This is a genomic window from Gemella sp. 27098_8_155 (assembly GCF_041433725.1).
Classification (GTDB): domain Bacteria; phylum Bacillota; class Bacilli; order Staphylococcales; family Gemellaceae; genus Gemella; species Gemella haemolysans_D.
Genome location: NZ_JAPWCA010000003.1, coordinates 39,946 through 62,429 on the forward strand (window position 1 = coordinate 39,946; position 22,484 = coordinate 62,429).

General features: G+C 30.2%; 18 protein-coding genes. 14 read left to right on the top strand and 4 right to left on the bottom strand.

From position 1 onward, the window contains the following. Window positions 1-172 precede the first annotated feature (172 nt). From O5Y44_RS02095 to O5Y44_RS02115, 5 genes are all read left to right on the top strand, one after another. The gene (locus tag O5Y44_RS02095) at window positions 173-1,258 is read left to right on the top strand and encodes a hypothetical protein (RefSeq protein WP_371465403.1); all 1,086 of its coding nucleotides are present in this window, start codon (window positions 173-175) and stop codon (window positions 1,256-1,258) included. 195 nt (window positions 1,259-1,453) lie between these two features. Continuing rightward, window positions 1,454-2,026 (top strand): dTDP-4-dehydrorhamnose 3,5-epimerase, encoded by a 573-nt coding sequence (gene rfbC / locus O5Y44_RS02100; protein ID WP_271964950.1) that lies wholly within the window; start codon window positions 1,454-1,456, stop codon window positions 2,024-2,026. 933 nt (window positions 2,027-2,959) lie between these two features. Then, window positions 2,960-3,988, top strand: coding sequence for a dTDP-glucose 4,6-dehydratase (rfbB, locus tag O5Y44_RS02105; protein WP_271964949.1), 1,029 nt, complete (start codon window positions 2,960-2,962; stop codon window positions 3,986-3,988). A 1,257-nt stretch (window positions 3,989-5,245) separates the two neighbouring features. Then, window positions 5,246-6,250 carry a hypothetical protein gene (locus tag O5Y44_RS02110; protein WP_371465406.1) on the top strand — a complete coding sequence of 335 codons (1,005 nt, stop codon included), beginning with the start codon at window positions 5,246-5,248 and terminating at the stop codon, window positions 6,248-6,250. After that, complete coding sequence (locus O5Y44_RS02115) at window positions 6,244-7,275, top strand: hypothetical protein (protein WP_371465407.1); 1,032 nt, start codon at window positions 6,244-6,246, stop codon at window positions 7,273-7,275. The genes O5Y44_RS02110 and O5Y44_RS02115 overlap by 7 nt, the downstream gene beginning before the upstream one ends. A gap of 187 nt (window positions 7,276-7,462) precedes the next feature. On the opposite strand, the gene O5Y44_RS02120 is transcribed toward O5Y44_RS02115, so the two are convergent. The 4 genes from O5Y44_RS02120 to O5Y44_RS02135 all read right to left on the bottom strand — a co-directional run bounded on the left by O5Y44_RS02120 (window position 7,463) and on the right by O5Y44_RS02135 (window position 11,210). Then, window positions 7,463-8,677, bottom strand: coding sequence for a Fic family protein (locus O5Y44_RS02120; RefSeq protein WP_271964946.1), 1,215 nt, complete (start codon window positions 8,675-8,677; stop codon window positions 7,463-7,465). 452 nt (window positions 8,678-9,129) lie between these two features. Further along, entirely contained in the window at window positions 9,130-9,702 is a 573-nt protein-coding gene (locus tag O5Y44_RS02125; protein WP_271964945.1) for a CYTH domain-containing protein, read from the bottom strand. Beyond that, on the bottom strand, window positions 9,690-10,259 hold the full coding sequence (mnmM, locus tag O5Y44_RS02130) for a tRNA 5-(aminomethyl)-2-thiouridylate-methyltransferase MnmM (protein WP_371465410.1): 570 nt from the start codon (window positions 10,257-10,259) through the stop codon (window positions 9,690-9,692). The genes O5Y44_RS02125 and mnmM overlap by 13 nt, the downstream gene beginning before the upstream one ends. A 21-nt stretch (window positions 10,260-10,280) precedes the next feature. Then, the gene (locus O5Y44_RS02135; RefSeq protein WP_371465412.1) at window positions 10,281-11,210 is read right to left on the bottom strand and encodes an SAM-dependent methyltransferase; all 930 of its coding nucleotides are present in this window, start codon (window positions 11,208-11,210) and stop codon (window positions 10,281-10,283) included. 591 nt (window positions 11,211-11,801) lie between these two features. On the opposite strand from O5Y44_RS02135, the gene O5Y44_RS02140 reads away from it, so the two are divergent. The 9 genes from O5Y44_RS02140 (at window position 11,802) to O5Y44_RS02180 (ending at window position 22,448) form a co-directional block, all read left to right on the top strand. Next, the gene (locus O5Y44_RS02140) at window positions 11,802-12,083 is read left to right on the top strand and encodes a DUF6110 family protein (RefSeq protein WP_271964942.1); all 282 of its coding nucleotides are present in this window, start codon (window positions 11,802-11,804) and stop codon (window positions 12,081-12,083) included. Between the two features lies 1 nt (window position 12,084). Next, window positions 12,085-14,139 (top strand): heavy metal translocating P-type ATPase, encoded by a 2,055-nt coding sequence (locus O5Y44_RS02145; RefSeq protein ID WP_271964941.1) that lies wholly within the window; start codon window positions 12,085-12,087, stop codon window positions 14,137-14,139. A gap of 241 nt (window positions 14,140-14,380) precedes the next feature. Further along, window positions 14,381-15,367 carry an excalibur calcium-binding domain-containing protein gene (locus tag O5Y44_RS02150; protein ID WP_271964940.1) on the top strand — a complete coding sequence of 329 codons (987 nt, stop codon included), beginning with the start codon at window positions 14,381-14,383 and terminating at the stop codon, window positions 15,365-15,367. 203 nt (window positions 15,368-15,570) lie between these two features. Beyond that, window positions 15,571-17,169 (top strand): hypothetical protein, encoded by a 1,599-nt coding sequence (locus tag O5Y44_RS02155; protein ID WP_271964939.1) that lies wholly within the window; start codon window positions 15,571-15,573, stop codon window positions 17,167-17,169. Next, a complete protein-coding gene (locus O5Y44_RS02160; protein ID WP_271964938.1) occupies window positions 17,169-18,179 on the top strand; it encodes an acyltransferase family protein in 1,011 nt (336 codons plus the stop codon). Before O5Y44_RS02155 ends, O5Y44_RS02160 begins: the two co-directional genes overlap by 1 nt. 119 nt (window positions 18,180-18,298) lie before the next feature. Continuing rightward, on the top strand, window positions 18,299-18,979 hold the full coding sequence (locus O5Y44_RS02165) for a sugar transferase (RefSeq protein ID WP_271964937.1): 681 nt from the start codon (window positions 18,299-18,301) through the stop codon (window positions 18,977-18,979). Window positions 18,980-19,446: 467 nt separating this feature from the next. After that, window positions 19,447-20,664 (top strand): DegT/DnrJ/EryC1/StrS family aminotransferase, encoded by a 1,218-nt coding sequence (locus O5Y44_RS02170; protein ID WP_271964936.1) that lies wholly within the window; start codon window positions 19,447-19,449, stop codon window positions 20,662-20,664. Beyond that, window positions 20,657-21,502, top strand: coding sequence for a LicD family protein (locus tag O5Y44_RS02175; protein ID WP_271964935.1), 846 nt, complete (start codon window positions 20,657-20,659; stop codon window positions 21,500-21,502). The genes O5Y44_RS02170 and O5Y44_RS02175 overlap by 8 nt, the downstream gene beginning before the upstream one ends. After that, window positions 21,486-22,448: a glycosyltransferase family 2 protein gene (locus tag O5Y44_RS02180; RefSeq protein ID WP_271964934.1), complete on the top strand. Its 963-nt coding sequence runs from the start codon at window positions 21,486-21,488 to the stop codon at window positions 22,446-22,448. Before O5Y44_RS02175 ends, O5Y44_RS02180 begins: the two co-directional genes overlap by 17 nt. Window positions 22,449-22,484: the final 36 nt, after the last annotated feature.

Here is a 22,484-nt window from a genome sequence, read left to right on the forward strand (position 1 = left end):
ATAATTTTATTGTATATATAGCTAGGGTTTGTTATAATGAAGTTATGTAAGCTAAATTAATAAAAAATTATTTATGTTTTATTGGTAAATTGAATGTGAAAATTTATATGCAATATGTTTTTGATAAAAAAATTAGAAACATAAAAGATTAAGATAAGAAAGGAAAAATAATATGAAGCAATGCAAAATAGAAATCAATATGGAAACACATGGGGATAGGTCTATTAAAGATGGGGATTTAGGAACAATAAAAAAGGAGTATATTTATTACAGGGCAAATGGGGGAACATCTATAGATGAAATGATATTTCAAAAAGATAAAATAGAAATATTAGTAAGTAGACGTAAGAAAATAAAAGGGAAAAATACTTTATATACTCGCCAAAGTAGAGTATATAGAGAAGTAGTGAGTTCATTAATATTTTATTACTTTAAATTCGGGAGTATGACAATTAATAGCATTAGTTTTAATGGAGATATGGTTGAAGAGTATTTTCAGAAGTTTCAAGTTATGAATGAGTTTACGCTAGAGGATGAGGTGTTAAATCGTTTATTTGATTATGAGGATGATTCAGTTTATTTACCTTTGATGCATATTTTAGAAGGGTTAAATTATGAGGAGTATAAATTAGAACACACATGGAAGGCATTTAATGTTATTTATAACTATATGACGAAAATAACTTCTGATAGAGATGCATATATAAAAGTCTTTGAAGAAATGAAATCAGACTATAAATCTAATCCTGATAGCATTTTTAAAAATATTTTTTTAGAGTCAAAAAATCTTGTAAAGGGAATAAATACAGGTAATGCAATAGCGTTTATGTGTAAAAATGATTCTGAAGCAGTAAAAAGATTAGGTATTTTTGAAAACATTTTTGAAATTAGTAAAATACAAGATAGCACTTTTTTAACTCAGTTGTTACGTATTTTTAATAATATATTTATTGAATATAAGAAAGATTATGACCTGAACAAGGAAAAAGAAAAATATAAATTTCAAGAAACTAGCGAATATGAGAAAATAATCAAGAGGTTCAATGAAAAAATTGGAGGTAATGCTGAAGATACTGATGCATTGAGATTTTTAATGAATTATACGTATTATTTGAGAAATAAGAGTATGCATGCTGTATTCCAAAGTCCAGCATTTTTATTCGATACGGAGCATACTAGGGAGTTGAAAAAATATGGAGATTTTCTTGCTGAGCTTTCTATAACATTATTGAGATATATGGTAAAAAAACATTATTAAGTAATTGACTTTTAGAAAAATGATAATGTAGGGAATGATAATAAATATTGAAACAGGATAATCAACATGTTATAAAAGTTGGAATTATTTAAGTAGTAAGTAGTGTAAGAAACGCTGTATAGGGTTTGTTTATAGGGAAATAGTTATATATAAATAACAAGTAGGGTAAAACAAATGGAATAGGAGCAGTTTGGAATGCAGGTTTTTGATACAAAATTAAAAGATGTAAAAATAATAGAACCAGATGTTTTTGAAGATGAACGTGGATTCTTTATGGAGAGTTATTCTGAAGAAAAGTATAAAAAATTAGGGATAGATTTTAATTTCGTTCAAGACAATCATTCATTATCAGTTGAAGCTGGTGTCGTTCGTGGTTTACATTTCCAAAGGGGAAATGCTGCACAAACAAAGCTTATTCGTGTAGTGACTGGTGAAGTTTTAGATGTAGTAGTAGATCTTAGAAAGGGAAGTCCTACATACGGTCAGTGGGAAAGTTTTATCCTTTCAGAACATAATAGAAGACAACTTTTAGTTCCTAGGGGCTTTGCTCATGGTTTTGCGACATTAACGCCAAATGTTAACTTCATGTATAAGTGTGATAATTATTATAATGCAGAAGCAGACGCTGGTATAATATTTGATGATAAAGAGCTTGGGATTGACTGGCAGATTGATTTATCAAAAGCTATTATTTCAGAAAAAGATAAAAACATTCCTACATTCAAAGAGTTTGAAAAGAGCAATGATTTTGTGTACGGGGAAGAGTAATTGTAATATGTTTTCAGGGGTATTCCCAAAGACCTAGATTTGAACGAGAACTCAAAGACGCAGTAGTTTATTGATATCTGAATTTTTTTATAAGAGTTTTTAAGAAGTCTAACGAATTTTGAGGTAGTGACTAGATAATTAGAATTGTAATTTTTGAGTCACTCTGAAAATCTATATTTGAATACTCATAAGAATAAGTTCCTTTCTGTGAGTATTGCAATTTATAGTTTAAAGGAATTTATTTAATCTCTTTATATAATAATATTACTACTTGGAAAGGAACTCTCCGAATTAATTGACAACAAGGAAAGGTATATGGTAGAATATAGGAAAGTGAATGTGAAATGCTAGTACATTCCAACACGAAAGCCAATTGAACTTCTACTTCAATTGGCTTTTTATATTAATATTTAATATTCACATACAAAGTGACGAGTATGCGTCGCGTCCTAAAACGGCTACTTTTTCTCGTTGTTATCTTTTAGGAAATAATATTCTATTATTAGAAGAATTACTCCGGATAATAGATTCACAAGAATTTGCGAAATGCTAGTATTCATGCCAACACCTCCCTTCTGGGGCAGTAGCCTACCTTTATTATAGCACTAGAGATTATTTCGGAAAAGGTTTCCTTTTTATAATCATAAAGAAAGTTATATTTTTAAGATTATGTAAATAGGAAGAGAAATAGAAGGTATTCCTTCGAATTAATTGACTGTGAGCGAAGTGTAATTAGAAATATTTTTCTAATCGGAAACAGGGTGCTTTATTGTATTTTTATTTAAGGTATGTTATACTAAATTCACAGATCGAATATTAGTCCCTGCTGTGTTATACTTTACAGTGGGGGCTTTTCTTATAAAGTAGAAATAGTAGATTGTTGACTTGAGTAGCAGTAATCTTGTGTTAAATATTTTTGAAAAGGTAGAAAAAATGAAGAATATTATAGTAACAGGTGGGGCTGGATTTATCGGTTCTAACTTTGTACATTATGTTATAAATAATCATCCAGATATTCATGTGACTGTCTTGGATAAATTGACTTATGCGGGAAATAGAGAGAATCTTTCTGGACTTCCAGAGGATAGATTTGAATTAGTTGTTGGTGATATTGCGGATGCTGAACTAGTAGATAAACTTGTCAGCAAAACTGATACAGTAGTTAACTATGCAGCTGAATCTCATAATGATAACTCCCTAAAAGATCCTTATCCATTTTTACATACGAATATTATTGGAACATATGCTTTAATCGAAGCTTGTCGTAAGTATGATGTTAGATATCACCATGTATCTACAGATGAGGTTTATGGAGATCTTCCTTTACGTGAAGACTTACCAGGGAAAGGCGAAGGTGTAGGAGAGAAGTTTACAGCTGAAACACCTTATAATCCATCAAGCCCATATTCGTCAACAAAAGCAGGTTCAGACTTACTTGTAAAAGCATGGGTGCGTTCTTTTGGGCTTAAGGCAACTATTTCTAATTGTTCAAACAACTACGGACCATATCAACATATTGAGAAGTTCATTCCAAGACAAATTACTAATGTATTGTCAGGAAAAACCCCGAAACTATATGGTGAAGGTAAGAATGTTAGAGACTGGATTCATGTAGAAGATCACTCATCAGCAGTTTGGACTATCTTAACAAAAGGTAGAATTGGTGAAACTTACTTGATTGGAGCTGATGGAGAAGAGGATAACAAAACTGTTATTGAGTTAATTCTTGAATTAATGGGTAAAGACAAGAATGCATATGAACATGTAAATGACCGTGCGGGACATGACCTATGTTATGCGATAGATGCATCTAAGTTACGAGATGAACTAGGTTGGAAACCACGGTTTACAAACTTCCGTCAAGGATTAGCTGATACTATCCGCTGGTATGAAGAAAATGAATTTTGGTGGAAAGAGCAAAAGGAAGCAGTAGAAGCTAATTACGCTAAAAATGGACAGTAATAAGAGAGGATAGAGTGTAGCAGATGCTCTTCTAAATAATTGACAATAAGAAAAGGTATGTGTTAAAATATAGGAAAGTGAATGGGAAATGTCTATCAAATTTCATCACGAAAGCCAATTGAAGTGTGAGTTCAATTGGCTTTTTATATTAATATTTAATATTCACACACAAGTGAAGTATGTGCGTCGTGAGCTAAAATGGCTACTTCTTCCTGTGATTATCTTTTAGCAGATAGTATTCTATTAAAAGAAGTATAACTCCTGATAACAAATTCACAAGGATTTGGGAAATGTCTATCTTCATCTCATCACCTCCTTTTGGAGCTAGTAGCCTATCTTTATTATAGCACCAAAAATTATATCGGAAAAGGTTTTCTATTTATTATCATAAAGAAAATTATATTTTTAAGATTATGTAAATAGAAAATAAAAAAGGTGGTTGTCAAGAAAAAAGAATAGTGATTTTAAATGGAAATTGTTTGACATGATTTAGAAAGGCATGATAAAGTATAGACAAGTGAATAAGAAGTAATAATACTTTTTAATATAAGCCCTAATTTTGATTTTAATCAGATTAGTGGTGAAAATCACGTATAGAGTGGAATTTATGAGCTGTGTCTAAAAGTAAGTTGATATAAATTAAGAGGATAATATTATATATTAGGATTAGTATTTCTGATAATAATTAACAAGAATTTGGACGATTATATAGTACATGTAACCACCTCCCTTTCGGGCAAGGTATCAATTTATATTAGACATAAGTGAAGATGTTTTACGCTGGGTAAATAGCTAAAATATAGGATAGACTATAAGAAGTGAATGATGTTTATCAAATTCCAACACGAAAAGCAACTGAAAGGAGATTCAGTTGCTTTTTTTATATGTTAATCACTGGATAAAATTTTTAATTTATGTTAATTATTTTAAATTTTTTATATTCTGAGTACATGATTATTTGGTAGTTTTAAGTTTGTATTATATTGTATTTTGATGTAGAATAAAGTTGAAGGATAATGAATTTTATAAAAATTTTAACATATAAGCCGATTGTAAAAATCGCTGTAAATTTTATAGATTTACTAGAAAATAAAAGGGGGAGAAGTAATGAATAATAAAAAAATAATAAAATTTCCTGTTGATAAAAAAGGATATACAGGAATAAGAAGTAGTAAGTATAGAGATTTTAATCTTAATCAAGGTTATGGTGAAATACAGTTCTCTTCTAAAAAGATTGAGTCTGATTTTAATGAATCGATGAAACTTTTTTTGGAATTTATCGAGAATTTTGAAGATCCTAAATATGCATCTAATGTAAAAAAGGCTATAGATTTATCTAAGTATAATGTGGATGCTAGGGCCTGGGAAATAGTTAGTAAAGATTGTACGGAATATGAAACAGAATTAAGATTAATACGACTAAGAGATGAAGCTTACAATTTTGAAGAAGGCTTTGTTGATGGTAAGCTATTCCCGATTAATTATCTATATCTGAGAGTCTGTCATCATCTTGCGGAATTTTATTTAGGTAATAAGTTATACAATAAGGTTCAGAATGCTTATAAGCCGTTTTATTTCATTTTAGATATGGATAATGAAGTTATGATGCCGATGTATCACAATTTTGTAGTAGCGAGTCTTATATTAAATGATTTTACAGAGATTAATCGTTACTATAAACTTGCGAATAAACACGGTAAAAATGATGATGAGGTCATTTTATTGTCAAAAGTTTTTTACCATTTGATGCAGGGAGAAGAGAAAGAGGCTGTTGCATTTTTCAACAAATTGATTAAAGTTAATAAATATATTTCTGATGTTTTAGATAGAATAACTAATCCTAAGTTAATCAAGTTTAGTACGGATGATGATTGTAAGTATTTAGAAGCTCTTAATATCGTTATGAAGTTTGATTATTTTTTAAGTAAAGAATATTATTTTGACTTCCTTATACATGTTAGGGAAAGTGAATATGTTATTGGTGATGATTTGGATAAATATGCGAATCGCAAGGAAATAACAGTTGCTGATATGAAACGAGATAGATCGTTTATGGCTATTCGAGATACTGAACTAAAAATTATGCATGAGAACTTCTTGCTAACAAAAGAAGACTTCTTAGAGATTACTAAGGCTGAGTTTTTAAAAATAAAAGGTTTAGGTAAGGGAACAATCAGAAACTTACATATGAATGGTGTAATGTTTGCTGATGATAGTGAGTTTGATATCCAGATGGAGCTAATGGAGGATGACTTATGGTAAAACGTGATAAAAAATTTGAATTATTACTTAAAGAGTTTATAGAAACTGAAGGGAAGAATTTTTCTAATAAAGAAGATGCTATCGAGGTTTTTGAACATATTTATAATATGGTGGAAGGGGGGGATGATGTAGATGGACCTCTTGGTGATATTGTCGATGCGATTGACGATAGTGATATGAGTGTTTTTAATAAGGTTAATGCCTTACGAGAACTGTATGAGGAAAATCATAGTGGTATAGAGATGGTTATTGAGCTTGGAGAGGATATTTTATATTCAGAAAGTGATGAAGATACCGAAGAGATGATATTAGCGGATGCACTTGCAGGGTATTATGTTAAAGCAGGTATGTACGAAGAAGCTGCGAAATTGTATGAACTTTTGTTAAAAGCTAGTCCGTCTGATTTTTCAGAGGTAACAGATGAACTTACACATGTTTATGTCCACCTAAATAGAGATGACTTGATGAGAAATCATATTAAACGTTTCGATTATTTAGAATCAGAACCTACATTATTACTATTAAGTATCTTTAGTATAAATCAAGGTAAACTTGATGAAGCTCACTATTATATGACGAAGCTTAAAGAACTTAATAAATATACTAGTATTATCTTTAAAGGTGGTTTTGAAAAAGTTGAAAGCTTTATAGAGGGAACTCTGCAAGATGAAAAAGATTTGCAAAAACCAGAAGCTTTCGAAATGCATTTCGCAGCTAATATAGCTAAAGATTACCTTACTAATAAATATCATTATGAATTGTTAGAAAAATTCTATAGAGAAGAAATAAAAAAAAGAGTAATTCTGATAGTGGAAGGTCGTCTGAATATTTCCAAGGAAATGATGAAAGAAGATCCAATTTTCGCTGGTATGGAAAGACAATTAAACAAGTTTATCGATGCTGAATTGTATAATAAAGAAATTATTGAATCTTATACAGAAAAAGAACTGAAAAAGCTAGGTGGCATAGGTGCTACAGTTATCCAAAAGCTAAAAAATAACGGAGTTAAGTTTAAAAAAGACTAGAGGTTTTTGTAGGAAGAAAAATAACTTGTCTTCGATATTATGTATATACATACACTAAACAATAACTCGTTGGCTGAATTGTTGTATATACAAAAACAAAAATTCAGTGCAGGTGTACTTGTACATATAAAAATAAAAAATCTGGGAAGTGAATCTAAAGTGATTCATTGTTTCCCAGATTTTTTTGTTATTCAAATATCTTAGCTAAAAAGTCATCACTAAGCGTATATATTTTTGGTTTCTTCTTAATTACTGTAATCTTGTCTTCATTATCTTCTAAATATTTATTTAGAGTTTTTGTAGAAATTTCTAAAATATTAGAAACTTCTGTATGACTTATTAAAGCATCTTTAGCACTAAATAAATGACTTTGTAGAAGTAAGAATAGTATATTTTTAAGTGTATCGTCAGCGATATTATCGTTAATATAGTTTCTTGCTGTGAACATTTTTTCGATATTTTCGGTTAGGAAAGATAATATATGTTCTTGACCTGAAACTAAAAGCTCTAAGTTCTCTTTAACAAATAGAGTCATATCACCTTTGTTTAAAGGGTGTGATGTTTTCTCAAAACTCTTATAGTATTTATTTTTATTTCTATTAATACTGTATGAAAGAGTAATTGCCGTAAATATATCTACTACACTCGTAAGAGATTTGGCGAGTAAGTATCTACCTACGCGACCATTTCCATCATAAAATGGATGAATGTATTCAAAATAATAGTGTCCAATAAAAATTTTATATAGTTTTGGTAAGTTGTCATAATTCATAAACCTAATTAAATCAACCAGTCCGTTGTTGATATCATCTTCAGTTGCTAAACCGTGGTGAATGATATCATTCCCAGCATAGACACTTACGCTTCCTTTTCTAAAAACTTCTCCATCTAAAATATTTTCTGTTGAAACCTCATCCCCAACGAGAACATCATAAATTTTTCTGAAATCTTTAGGTTCAAGTATTTGGACTTCTTTGTTGAGGTGAGAATATAGTGAAGCCATACCAGAAAAACGTTTAAAGTTAGGAGAAGTACTATCTTTTTTAGAAAGTGCTTCGCTAATCTCTTTTTTAGAACTATGAATACTTTCGATTTCATTAGTGCTTTGAAGTTCGTTGATAAGCAACAAATTAAAGAATTTTTCTTGTGCAGCTTCTGGAAGCATACTTTGTTTCGCAGTAATCTCAGCACTATTTGTGTAAATTTTCTCTAAAATTAAGATCAATTCTGCAGAGTTATATATAAATAATGGATACTCTTCTAGTTTTCTTACCCCCTTAATAAAGGGATTGATTTTAAGCGAAGTAACAGAACTAGAAGGAGAATGGATTCTATTGTTATATTCATTTTCTATATCTAAATTCATATGAAATAATTTCTCTAGAGGATAATACTTATTCATATAAATCACCTACTTTAATATATTTTTAATAATTATAACATATTCAAAATGGAAAAAACAGTCAAAATTTCCATTTTGAGACCAGAAAAGTAATTCAAAATGGAAAAAACAGTCAAAATTTCCATTTTGAGACCAGAAAAGTAATTCAAAATGGAAAAAACAGTCAAAATTTCCATTTTGAGGTCAAAAATTTAATTCAAAATGGAAAAAATGGTCAAAATTTCCATTTTGAAATCAAGGTGTAAGTCCCCCCCTCCTCACTCCCAAAATAAGTTATAATAAAAACCTTCCGTATGAATTTATTTAAAAGATATTATTTCGAATAATTTTCGTAAGGGAGGTTATATTTAATTTTATAATTCTTTAATTTAATAGCTTAGTAATATAGAAATATTCATAGTGCTTTGATCATAACTTAAATTATGATTGATTCTATTAATTATTTATTTAGTTTATCGTTTTGAATATTCAACAGCTCTAGCTATTTTTGGTTTTGCTGGATTTTTATCTATATTATTTTCTTCTAATAGTTTCTCAAATGCAGCTAGTCCTGTTTCGTAATCTTTAGTCTCGAATTCTAGTTCATAATCGACAATATCGTTGATAAATGTTGTTTTATCAAAAACTAGCAAACCTTCTTCTAAAGTTACTTCATGTCTTAATGTTTCTATTTTTTGTATTAGCATCGGAGTTTTAATTTTCACGTTCATTCGCTCTAGTTCTGAGATAATCTCATTTGGTAAAATTGGTAGTACCGTTGGTTCTTTTGGATATCTTTTATCAAGTGGTACGTTTATTTCAACATTTTGAGTTTCACCTTTTATTTTTAGAGTCATCTCTGTTTTTTTGTTAGTATATCGAATTCTTAGTGCAGCTCCAATGTTCTTAAAACTTTCATCTGCATCATCATAGTAGAAATTTTTGTTAATTATTTCTTCAGAATTACTTAGGTTGTATTTCTCATATAATGCATCATATTGATTTTCTGTCAGTAAGTTTTTAAATTCTATTTCTATTTCTCGCATGAGATTTCCTTTCTTTTTTCAATTGCAATAATAAATGGCGCATTGTTTTTCTGGTTTATGAATTGATAAATTAGCACTTCAGCTTCTTTTTGATCAAGGTTTTGAAGTTCGGTTAACAATGCTTCTTTTTCTACCTTACCATTCTCATGCCCCCAGTAGACAACGATGACGATTCTGCCACCAACTTCTAGATGTAGTAAAAATTTCTTAATAGTCGCAAGTGTCGTCTCAGCTAGTGTTGTAATCTCATGATCAGCATTTGGTAGATATCCTAGATTAAAGACAACAGCACGAATTTTCTCATTTATATATTTATCGAATTCAAAGTGAGAATCAAGAACAATCTCACATTTATCAGCTAGTTCTGCTTCTTTAATAAGGGTTGTAGTATTTTCAATTGCCAATTGTTGGATGTCGAATGCATAAACTTTTTTCGCTGAAGTTTTCGCTAGAAACAGCGTATCATTTCCATTTCCAGCAGTAGCGTCAACAACGATTGAATTTTTATCTATAACTTCTTTTAATAATTTTTTGCTAAAAGCTAATACCTTATCCATATTAATGTCCTTATTATAAAATTATTTTTGTCTGTCTACTGTCATTTCAGAAAGAATGTCATTAAGTTCGTAGTAGTTATCGCTAGCGATTGTAAAGTCAAGTGACGTATTGATAATTTCAGCTAGCAGTTTCGAATTATCACTTGTATAGTCTTCTTCTCTATCAAGGTTAGCTTTAAGATTTGAGACAAGTTTTTCTAATTTTTCCACTAAATCAGTTTCTGTAGTGTCATCATTTTCATCGAAATCTTTAGTGTAATCTTTAATATTAAAGCTAAGACCATTTTTTAATGGTGCGATATATAAAGCACGTAGGTTATTCACTTCTTCACCAACCGCAGCAGAAAGTTCATGTAGAGGTGCTGTGTAAATTTTCTCATCGTCAGCACCAGCTTGCTCGATAACTTTAACTTCATGGTCGTAAGGATAGAAAGACATAAGCTCGTCTGATACATTCGCCGCAGTCAAATCGTCATAGCATTGTGTAATAAGTAGATGTTGCAGAGGATTAACCTGTCTTAATGTTTCTAATGCAGTAGCATCTACAAGAGAAAATCCTTCTACAGGATCAAATTGTGCAGCATTGAAGCAAGAATCTAAAAAGCTTTCTCCACCAACAATTTTAACATCTTTTCCGCTATTTATTAGAAGTTGAGTAGTTAGCTCGGCAACCATCGGATGTCCAGGAACAAGATACATCACATCATTATTTTCAGCGACTTCAAGAATGTAATTCGCTATACCGTTATAAGTATTTTCGAAATTTTCGCTTTCTGTATAAAATCTATCGCAAGTTTCAAATTTGATGTTGTTTTCTTCTAAGAAAGAAATCGCAGGATGCTCTTTAGTACGCGCAATAACCATAGCATTAGTGTTATTTAGCAAAAGTTGTTTAATATTTTCTTTAATGTTTGAACTGTCATTCGGTCCAAGTCCAATAATATAAATCATAAGTTTCTCCTTATTTATAGGTTTAGTCTAATTTTCTAATCTTAAAGAGGATGGCTCGAAAATTGCGATTTCGGAGAAATCGATTTGCCGAATTATCCTCATTCTTTAACATAGTTATTATAACATAAATAGTCTATCGATTGATTAAAAACATTTCTAACACAAATATGTAGTGAGAGAACTGAATTTTTAATGTTGAAAAAAGATAGAAAATATAAATAATAATTATATGTTTTATATTGATAAACAACTATGTTTACTACAGTATAGAGAAGAAAAATTACCATGGTGAGTTAAGTTGCGTGAGGGAATGTTAGAAAACATATAATTTTAGAGTTAATTTTTCCTAAAGAAAAAAATAAATATCTACCTAAATACTGTAAAAACAAGGGTTGTAAAGTTATCGGTAAGAAAATGAAATATTATTTTTTTGACTATACAAGTTTAAGAAAAAATAAAAATATTTCAGAGTCGAAACATTGATAAAATATTAAAAATAACAGATGAAAGCTTGATATCTTTAGATTTACATATAATTAGCAAAGTGATATAATTGAATTATAATAATGTATTTATAAGGAGGAATTGAATATGTCAATTAAAGCGTTAAAAGTTGCGAAAGCAGCGCTTAAAACACCAGGGGTATTTGCAGGAGGAGTAGCATTCGGGACTTTCGGTCTTAAACTTTTAGCAAGTAAAGATGCTAAGAAAGGTTATTCAGTTGTTTTATCAAAATTATATAAAGCAAAAGATGGCGTAGAAGGAACTGTATCAAATATCAAGCAACATGCTGATGATGTAGTGGCAGATGCTAAAGATTTATATGAAAAAGAAAAAAGAGAAAGCAATCTTCAAGAATTAGAGGCAAAATAAGATGGATTTTAAAATACTGCATCTGTCAAGTGCCCGAGCGAGGGTTAGAGCTGATTTTCGCTTAACACCAGATGTAAAAGTATATTTTAAAAAACAAGCAGCCAAAATCGAAAATATACAAAAAGTGGACTTTTATCAAGATGAGTACACTTTTGTTGTTATTTTTAAAGAAAATCGCAGCAGTTGTTTACAAGAATTCTTTAAACTAGTTGATAAAGAAAAAGTAAAAAATTGTTATGAGAATCCGGTAGCTAAAGCTGAGGAAAGTCCTTATTCAATAATAATGGATGCTCTGTTTTGGCGTGCGATGTCGAAATTATTCGTACCACTTCCACTAAGAGCGATTCATACATGGTGGAAAGCTTCAGGATATTTGAAAGACACATTAAAACTACTAGCACGTAAGCAAGTTACTATGGAAACACTCGATTCTGCGGCGATTCTTGTATCATTAGCGACAGGTGCGAGAGATACAGCAAGTTCTATTATGTTTATTTTAGAACTAGGGGAGTCACTTAACAATTGGTCTGAGAAAAAATCTGTAAAAGTTCTTGAACAAAGTTTAACTTCTATGGATAAAGAAGTCTGGATTGTTGAAGAAGAAGGAAATAGAAAAGTAACTTGTTCAGAAGTTAGAAAAGATGATGTAATTCTAGTTTCAGAAGGAAATGAAATTTTATTCGATGGTATCGTGATGACAGAGGGCGCTAGTGTTGATGAAAGTTCATTAACAGGAGAAAGTTTCCCGATTGTCAAAAATATCGGAGATAAAGTTTATTCTAATACGATAGTTGTTAACGGTGAAGTTAAGATTAAAGTTGAAAATCCACAGGTTAATGGTCGTATTCATCATCTTATCCAATTGATGAAAGATTCTGAAAGTAGAGAAGATGCGTACCACTACAAATATATAAAACTAGCGGATAGCATTGTAAAATACAATTTCTTAGCGATGGGACTTACGTATTTATTTACTAGATCATTTGCTAAGGCAATTTCGTTCCTATTAGTTGATTATTCATGTGCATTGAAACTATCAACACCGGTGGCGTATCTAACTACTATTAAAAACTTAATTGATAAGAAAATCGTAGTTAAGAACTCTGTAACTCTTGATAAATATGAGGATATCGATACATTTGTTTTTGATAAAACAGGAACAATAACGGTATCTAAACCATATATTCAAGAAGTGCTACCATTTTATGGATATTCTTATGAAGAAGTACTAAAAATTGGAGCGTGTTTAGAAGAACATATCTATCATCCGATTGCTAGTGCCGTTGTGAGTAAGGCTGAAGAAGATGGAATTGAGCATGAAGAAATGCATACAGAGTTATATCACATCGCATCAAAAGGTATAGTTTCTCATATTGATGGAGAAAAAGTTGTTATCGGAAGTAGACAATTACTAAAAGATGAAAATGTAGTTGTTACAGACGAACAAAAACAACTAATTGCTGAAAAACAAGAACAGTATAATCTATTATTCTTAGGGTATAAAGGACAATTAATTTCGATTTTCTGTGTAGATATACCACTAAGAGATGAAGCGAATGAGGTATTAACTGAACTTAGAAATAATGGTAAAAAAGTTGTCTTATTAACAGGGGATAACGAAGTAAGGACTAAAAAAATCTTAAATGATGTAACTTTTGATGAAGTACATACAAGTATGACTCCAGTTACAAAATTTGAGTACATTAAGAGTGAAAAAGAAAAAGGACGTCGAGTTCTAATGATAGGTGACGGTCTAAACGATTCAGCAGCATTATCAGAAAGTGATGTAAGTATCGTTATGAGTGAAAGTGCTGATCTTTCGAAACAAATCAGTGATGTCGTTCTAAAATCAGATTCACTTAGCTCATTATTACTATTATCAGATGTTTCTAAAACACTACGTGCGCAGATGAGTAATAATGTTAAGAGTACGGTATCGATCAATAGTTTATTAATATTCTTAGGGTTAATAAACGTATTACCATCTAACTTACTAGCATTACTGCATAATTTAACTACATTTAGTATTGTACTGAAAAACTTTAATATAAAGTAGAGAAGGTCAAAAGGTGCTTGGTTAATTATGAATGGAAAAGTCCTATTTCCCTTTGAATATGTAAACTAAATAACAATAAAACTCGAGTCTGGAATAAGCTAGATTCGAGTTTTGTTATATAGACAACCTAGGTTTTAAAAAATACATATTAATTACTTGAGATTTCCTTTATGATTATATTTGAAAATGGATACAATATATAGTATTATATCAGTATAATAAAATAAAGGAGAGAGTATTAATGAACAAAAAAAGAAGATTATTAAGTATTGTGGCGGTTGCGTCATTAGTAGCAGGTATAGGAGAAGTAGCAAGTCCACAGGCACAAGCAGTTACATTCCATAGTTGTAAAGAAGCGTGGAACCAAGGGTATGGAGATATTCGAGTAGGAGAAGATGGTTATTCAAGACATCTAGATAGAGATGGTGATGGAATAGCATGTGAAATCAGTAAATCAAATGGACAATATAAACCACGTGCTCAACACGCTCAACATGCTCAAAATGGTTGGGTAAAAAGCGGTGATGCATGGTACTACTATAAAAATGGATCAGCAGTAAGAAACGCATGGGCAGGAAACTACTGGCTAGGATCAGATGGAAGAATGGTAACAAACAGCTGGGTGGATAACAACCGTTACTACGTAGGAAATGACGGAGCATGGATAAAAGGCTATGGAAATAAATCAGGATGGCAAAAAGAAGGCGGATCTTGGTACTATTATAAAAACAATTCAGCAGTAAGAAACGCATGGGCAGGAAACTATTGGCTAGGATCAGATGGAAGAATGGTGACAAATAGCTGGGTAGATAACAACCGTTACTACGTAGGAAATGATGGAGCGTGGATAAAAGGTTACGGAAATAAATCAGGATGGCAAAAAGAAGGCGGATTTTGGTACTACTATAAAAATAATTCAGCAGTAAGAAATGCGTGGGCAGGAAACTACTGGCTAGGATCAGACGGAAGAATGGTAACAAACAGCTGGGTAGATAACAACCGTTACTACGTAGGAAATGACGGAGCATGGATAAAAGGCTACGGAAATAAATCAGGATGGCAAAAAGAAGGCGGATCTTGGTATTTCTATAAAAATAATTCAGCAGTAAGAAATGCATGGGCAGGAAATTACTGGCTAGGATCAGACGGAAGAATGGTAACAAACAGCAGAGTAGACAACGGTCGTTACTACGTAGGAAATGACGGAGCGTGGATTCCGGGTAAATAGGTTATAAACTGTGATTTATTTAGAATCAGAAAGATATTATAAAAAGAATTAATATAACAATAAGAGCTTTAGTTCACTGGTTAGATGAGCTAAAGCTTTTTGTGGTTGCTAGTTGAAGTTGAAATAAATACTTAATTATAGTATTATACTAGTGACATTAAATTTAAATACGATATCTAAGGCGAAAGGAGGTAAAGTAAGTGATGAAAAAGGCGGTATCTCTAATGATTTCGTTTGTTATTACATTATTAATAGTAGTTTTTTATAGATATTTATATGGCTATATTTATCACGCTGTTGATGATGTTACAATTAATTATTCCATATTAAATAAAGAATATGTATTACTTCCATATTTGGGGATAATATTAACAAAGTTACTAACAATATTACAAAGTATATTTCCTAGTATTAATATATTTTTTGTATTCTTAGTATTAGCGTATAGTATAAGTTTCTCATGTTTACTTTATCTGCTTAGAGATAAAAAATATAAAATAGTATTATGGATAATTGTTTTAGTTATAGAATTTGCTTTGTTGAAATATTTTACATATTCTATGGTTGCTTACTTGTTAGCTATATCTGGAATATTTTTATTGTATAAAGAAAATAATATTGTTGTTTCAACTATACTTATATTTATTGGGATTTCTCTAAGAGTTCAAATTATATCTAGCCTCTTGGTATTATGTCTAGCTGTAATTATATTTGAATTAATAAATAATAAAAAGGTAAAACAAATCGGTATACTAATTGGTGTAATTTTTATTGTAATCCTAACGAATTGGTTATTCATACAAAGTAATGATGTTGAGAAATCTTATATACAATGGAATGAAAAAAGTACTTTAATAAGGGATTATCCAGCCATTGATTATTCTGCAAAAAAAGAGAGTCTAGATAATATGGGTATTACTGAAAATACATTAGCAAGTCATAATTCTTGGATTTTCTCGGAAAAAAGGGTCTTTAGCAATGAATTGTTAGACAATCTTGATAAAGTAAGGTTAGTACCAGAAAAATATAATATATCGATTAAAAAGATTATTCTTGAGTATTTTTCTAATGAGTTTTATAAGTTATTTACATTTTTTGTAATGCTTGTCTTTATATTTTATAAATCTAAAAGCTTTTATGGGTATTTGTTATTTTTAAGTCCTATAGCACTGTTAACAGCTTTAATAGTTAGACAGAGAGTAGTAGAGAGAGTTTATATACCTATCATTATCCTGTCTATATTTATTTTTATTGTATATGGGAACGCGTTATTTATAAAAAGAAACTATAAACTATTAAGTGGTTTAGAAAATGTTATTTTTACAGTTTTGTGTGTATTATTAATGTATTCTATAGGTAGCTATGGGAAAAATGAATTATATTGGTTTAACTATAACTCTTACGAGTTTAATAAGGATTATAATGATGTACTAGTTAATAATAAAGATAATTTATATATTATTTCAGGATATGGAAACTTAGTTAGTTCTCAACCAAATTTAAGTAAAGTTTTTGTTGATAAAAATAAGTTAACGAATAATATGATAACTTTTGGGACTTGGCAAACATTCTCACCTGAATATCATAATAAACTAAAAGGATTTGGAGTGGAAGATACGAATAATATACTTTCTAGTGCTATTAATAGTAATAATATTAAATTTATTTTATCTAGTGATTCTAGTATTTTTGATAAAATAAAAAGTTTATTTAAAGAGAATTATGGTAGAGAAGTGTATTTTGTAAAAGATAGTAATATTACAAATGATATTAATGTATATTTATTAAGGAGTGATAAGTAGTGAGTAATAAGAGAATTAAATATATAGATATGTTGAAGGCGTTCTGTATAATATTAGTAATTGCGGGACATATGGGATACACTCCTGCTAAAGTAAAATTATTATTGTATATTTTCCATATACCTTTATTCTTCTTTTTATCAGGGATGACTTTAAATGTTGAAAAGTATGATTCTATCGTTCAATTTTTTTCGAAGAAATTTAAGGCGATAGTTATACCATGTTTTCTAATGAATATTTCTATATTTTTTATCAAATCAGTTATTTTACAACCACAGTTGATATTAAAGATAGATATTTTATATTTTATAAAAGCATTAATTTTAGCTGATAGAATGCACATATATTATCAACTATGGTTTTTAAATGTACTTTTTTTAGCAGAGCTAGTTTGTTATTTTGCGATAAAATATAGTGATACATGGTATAAATATTTGATTGTATTTATTGTTCTTATACTATGTGGTAGTTTAGGAAAGAAATTATACGCGATGGAGTTTTGGCTAATCTGGAGTTTTGATCTTGTACCGTATGCATCAATCTTTATTTTATCTGGTTATATATTGAGAAAGAATCTAGCTAACATACAGAACTATTTCAAGAAATTATATTTTATACCAGTATTAGCAGTTAGTTTAGTGTGTGGTGTATATAATACAAGAGTAGATTTATATTATCAACAGATTAATTCAACTTTCTTGTATTTTGTTGCTGCTTTCTTTGGTATATGGGCAAGTTTAATATTTTTTGTAAATATACCTAATTTATATGTATTAGAAAAAATCGGTGGGAACACTCTAATTTACTATGCATACCATTCTCCAATAGTATTATTTATTCTCGATATAATTATGGAGCAATTATCTAGTAAATATACAGGAATATTCTTTAGTAACTATGTTATTACTATTGTGGAACTACTATTAGCTATAATATTGTGTGAATTAATAGCACGTATAGTTAATAAAAGTTTTCCGTTTCTTATTGGAAAATCATTTAAGACAACCTAATTTGGTTGTCTTTTTTACTGGGTTTTCTTCTGTTATATCTAGAAATATGTTATAATAAAAGGATGGAATAAATTTGAAAAACTGTTTATAAATATTCAGTTAAATAAGTAAGGTGAAAGATGAACATTGATAATAGATTTGAAACAGAAGCGGTAAAAAAGTATAGAGCTTCGATAGAAAAGAAGAAGATATCGTTATTTCTGAAATTACTTTTTGATAAGGTGCTGGCATTAATTTTGCTTATTCCTTTATCACCGATAATTTTAGGAATAGCTATCTGGATAAAACTTGATAGTGAAGGTCCCGTGTTTTACAGGCAAGAGCGCATAACTACATATGGCAGAACGTTTAGAATCTTTAAGTTTAGAACTATGGTTAAGGATGCGGATAAGCTTGGGGCAGCTGTTACTCAGCAAAACGATCCTCGTATTAGCAAGGTAGGACATAAGCTTCGCAAACTTCGCCTTGACGAACTTCCACAACTTATTAACGTACTTATAGGCGATATGAGTTTTGTTGGAGTAAGACCTGAAGTTGCTAAATATGTAGATAAGTACACTGATGAAATGAATGCGACATTACTTCTTCCTGCAGGAATAACTTCTCCAGCGAGTATCGAATATAAAGATGAAGACGAAGTTATTGAGAAATTCAAAGGAAGCGGAAGAAGTGTAGATGAAATCTATGTGGAGGAAATTCTTCCAGATAAGATGAAATATAACTTAAAGTATATTGAAGAATTCAGTGTTATAAATGATATTAAAATAATGATAAGAACAGCTATAGCGGTTGTTAAATAGAAAAGCTGCAACTTCCACATTGCAGCCTACTATCAACACTAAACGAATGTAAGTAACGAAACTCCAATGAAATTATTCTTTATTTAATTCGCGAAGAATTAAAAAGATAACTATTAATTGAAGTAATTCGATCATATTTTACACTCCTTTCACAGTAGTGTATTTAGTTGATAGTAATTTAATTATATCATATTATTAAATGATATTAAAATTAACTGAGGCTTATGAGTTGGTGGATTATCTTATATTGTAGTCATATAATAAAAATTATAGTTAATAAAATATGGATTGCTGTTTACTATAGAGTAGATGAAATTTCTAAAGTGTATTTTGATTGATTAACTATAGGAAATATTGTATAATAATATCTAGATAATTCGATCAAAAAACACAAGAGGCCTTCCACAATATTAGTCTCTTGTGTTTTTTTATTGATAAGAGTAGAAACAAATAATTAGGAGTTTGAGATGAAAAAATATAATATACCATTTTCGCCACCAGATATTAGTGAAGAAGAAATTAATGAAGTAATAGATACTTTGAAATCAGGTTGGATTACAACAGGACCGAAGACAAAAGAATTAGAAAGAAGATTATCGGAATTTACTAACACACCGAAAACTGTTTGTCTTAATTCTGCAACTGCAGCGCTAGAATTAACATTACGTGTTCTAGGTATTGGTGAAGGTGATGAAGTTATCGTTCCTGCGATGACCTATACTGCTTCTTGTAGTGTGATTTACCATGTTGGTGCGAAGGCTGTTATCGTTGATATTGCTGAAGATAGCCATGAGATGAACTATAATGCTTTAGCTGATGCTATTACTGAGAATACTAAAGCTGTTATTCCTGTTGATTTAGCGGGGATTCCATGTGATTATGACAGGATTTTTGAAGTTGTTGAAAGTAAGAAACACTTATTCAAAGCTAATAGTGAATATCAAGAAAAACTTGGTAGAGTAGCTGTTGTAGCTGATGGGGCGCATGCTTTAGGAAGTACTTATAAAGGTAAGAAAATAGGGACTGTGGCTGACTTTACTACATTCTCTTTCCACGCTGTGAAAAACTTCACTACTGCCGAAGGTGGAAGTGTAACATGGAAAGAAAATGAAAACTTTGATAATGAAGAGTTATATAGAGAATACCAAATATATTCTCTTCACGGTCAAACAAAAGATGCTCTAGCTAAAACGAAAGCAGGGTCTTGGGAATATGATATTGTTATTCCTGGATATAAATGCAACTTAACTGATATCGCAGCATCTATTGGACTAGTTCAACTAGATCGTTATCCTAAACTTTTAGAGCGTCGTGAGAATATTATTGATCAGTACAACAAAGGATTCGAAGGGACAAGAATTACAGCTCTAAGTCACAGTTCAGAAGATTATAAATCTTGTGGACACCTGTATATAACTCATGTTGAAGGTGCTACATTTGAACAACGTGGTGAAATAATTGTTAAGATGGCAGAGCGTGGAATCAGCTGTAATGTCCACTATAAACCATTACCATTATTAACTGCATATAAAAACTTAGGATTTGACATTGAAAACTATCCTAACGCATATAATTACTATGTGAAAGAAATAACATTACCTCTACATACTAGACTTAGTGATGAAGATGTAGCTGTTATTATTGAAAACTTCAAGGAAATTGTTGAGGAGGTAGTAGGTGAGTAGTTTAAAGGAAATACAAAATAAAAGCTTAGAGATGGCTGAATATTTTGTAGAATTTTGTCGTGAACATGACTTACTTTGTTATCTTTGTGGTGGTGGAGCTATCGGAGGACTAAGAAATAAAGGATTTATCCCTTGGGATGATGATTTAGATTTTTTCATGCCTAGAAAAGATTATGAGAAACTTCCAGAACTTTGGAGAAAGTATGCCAAAGAACAATATTTCCTATCAAAAAGTGATAGTAACTTCGTCGATAGAAATTTATTTATTACGATTCGTGATAGAGAAACAACATGTATAAAACCATATCAGCAAGATTTAGATATGCCACATGGTTTAGCGTTAGATGTTATTCCTTTGGATTATTATCCTAAAAATGAAGCGGATAGAAAAAAACAAGTTTGTTGGGCATTGATTTATTCACTATTCTGTGCTCAAACTATCCCAGAAAAACACGGTGCAATTATGAAATGGGGTAGTACACTTCTTTTAGGTTTAACACCTGGAAAATTACGTTATAAAATCTGGAAAAAAGCAGAAAAAGAAATGACTAAATATACGCTTGAGGAAAGTGATGGAATAACAGAACTTTGTACAGGTCCTGGATATATGAAGAAAAAGTATCCGATTGAAGCATTTGAAGATAATATCTTTATAGATTTTGAGAATACTAAAATGCCAATACCTGTGGGGTATGATATTTATCTAAAAACAGCATTTGGTGATTATATGACACCGCCACCGAAAGAAAAACAAGTTCCACATCATGATTCGGTAATAGCGGATATGGAAAATAGTTATCTTAAGTATAAAGGGGAATATTATGGACGAAAAAATTAGTGTAATAGTACCGGTATACAATGTGGAACAATATTTAGAGCGCTGTGTTGACTCAATAATCAATCAAACATATAAAAACTTAGAAATTATCTTAGTTAATGACGGCTCTACTGATAACAGTGGACAACTTTGTGATGAACTTGCTAAGAAAGATGATAGGATAAGGGTTATTCATAAGAAAAATGGCGGTTTATCAGACGCGAGGAATGTGGGTATAGATGAAGCAAAATCTGATTTAATCGGTTTTATAGATAGTGATGATTACATAGATGAAGATATGTATGAAGTATTGATGAAGAATCTAAAAGATGCAAACGCTGATTTATCTATGTGTGGGCACTACGATGTTTATAATAATGTTCCTGAGGCGCAAGTTGCTGATAAGAAAATATGGGAATTAAGTTCTAAAGATGCCATTAAAATGGTTATGGAAGCGAAGATATTGTCAGTAACTGCTGTTAATAAATTATATAAAAAGAGTTTATTTTCAGATTTGAAATTTGAAATTGGGAAAATTGCTGAAGATGCATTTATTATGATAAAACTTCTTGATAAATGCAATGTAGTGGTAGCGACAAATGAAAAAAAATACTACTATGTTCATAGAGAAAATAGTATTACTACTCAGAAATTTTCAACTAAGTTTTTAAATGTAATAGAAGCTTACGAACAAAATAGAAAGATTATTTTAGAAAAGTATCCAGAATTAAAAGATGTAGCTCAGATGAGAATGAATTGGGCATATTTCTATGTGTTGGATAGATTATTGTTAGATAAGGAATACAATGATAAAAAATTAGAAAACAAGTTAATATCGTATTTGAAAAATCATAGTAGGGATATACTAAAAGATTCATTATTTACAAAAGGTAGAAAAATTGGATTCGTAGCCTTATTATTGAATAGAAATCTATATAGAAAAATAATAGAGAAGAGAGGATATTAATTAGAGTATGTTAAAACTAATAGAAAAAAATTATTT

Coding starts and splice junctions, on each gene's coding strand:
- O5Y44_RS02095 (WP_371465403.1), top strand. CDS start 173: ATGAAGCAATGCAAAATAGAAATCAATATGGAAACACATGGGGATAGG.
- rfbC (WP_271964950.1), top strand. CDS start 1,454: ATGCAGGTTTTTGATACAAAATTAAAAGATGTAAAAATAATAGAACCA.
- rfbB (WP_271964949.1), top strand. CDS start 2,960: ATGAAGAATATTATAGTAACAGGTGGGGCTGGATTTATCGGTTCTAAC.
- O5Y44_RS02110 (WP_371465406.1), top strand. CDS start 5,246: ATGAAACTTTTTTTGGAATTTATCGAGAATTTTGAAGATCCTAAATAT.
- O5Y44_RS02115 (WP_371465407.1), top strand. CDS start 6,244: ATGGTAAAACGTGATAAAAAATTTGAATTATTACTTAAAGAGTTTATA.
- O5Y44_RS02120 (WP_271964946.1), bottom strand. CDS start 8,677: ATGAATAAGTATTATCCTCTAGAGAAATTATTTCATATGAATTTAGAT.
- O5Y44_RS02125 (WP_271964945.1), bottom strand. CDS start 9,702: ATGCGAGAAATAGAAATAGAATTTAAAAACTTACTGACAGAAAATCAA.
- mnmM (WP_371465410.1), bottom strand. CDS start 10,259: ATGGATAAGGTATTAGCTTTTAGCAAAAAATTATTAAAAGAAGTTATA.
- O5Y44_RS02135 (WP_371465412.1), bottom strand. CDS start 11,210: ATGATTTATATTATTGGACTTGGACCGAATGACAGTTCAAACATTAAA.
- O5Y44_RS02140 (WP_271964942.1), top strand. CDS start 11,802: ATGTCAATTAAAGCGTTAAAAGTTGCGAAAGCAGCGCTTAAAACACCA.
- O5Y44_RS02145 (WP_271964941.1), top strand. CDS start 12,085: ATGGATTTTAAAATACTGCATCTGTCAAGTGCCCGAGCGAGGGTTAGA.
- O5Y44_RS02150 (WP_271964940.1), top strand. CDS start 14,381: ATGAACAAAAAAAGAAGATTATTAAGTATTGTGGCGGTTGCGTCATTA.
- O5Y44_RS02155 (WP_271964939.1), top strand. CDS start 15,571: ATGAAAAAGGCGGTATCTCTAATGATTTCGTTTGTTATTACATTATTA.
- O5Y44_RS02165 (WP_271964937.1), top strand. CDS start 18,299: ATGAACATTGATAATAGATTTGAAACAGAAGCGGTAAAAAAGTATAGA.
- O5Y44_RS02170 (WP_271964936.1), top strand. CDS start 19,447: ATGAAAAAATATAATATACCATTTTCGCCACCAGATATTAGTGAAGAA.
- O5Y44_RS02180 (WP_271964934.1), top strand. CDS start 21,486: ATGGACGAAAAAATTAGTGTAATAGTACCGGTATACAATGTGGAACAA.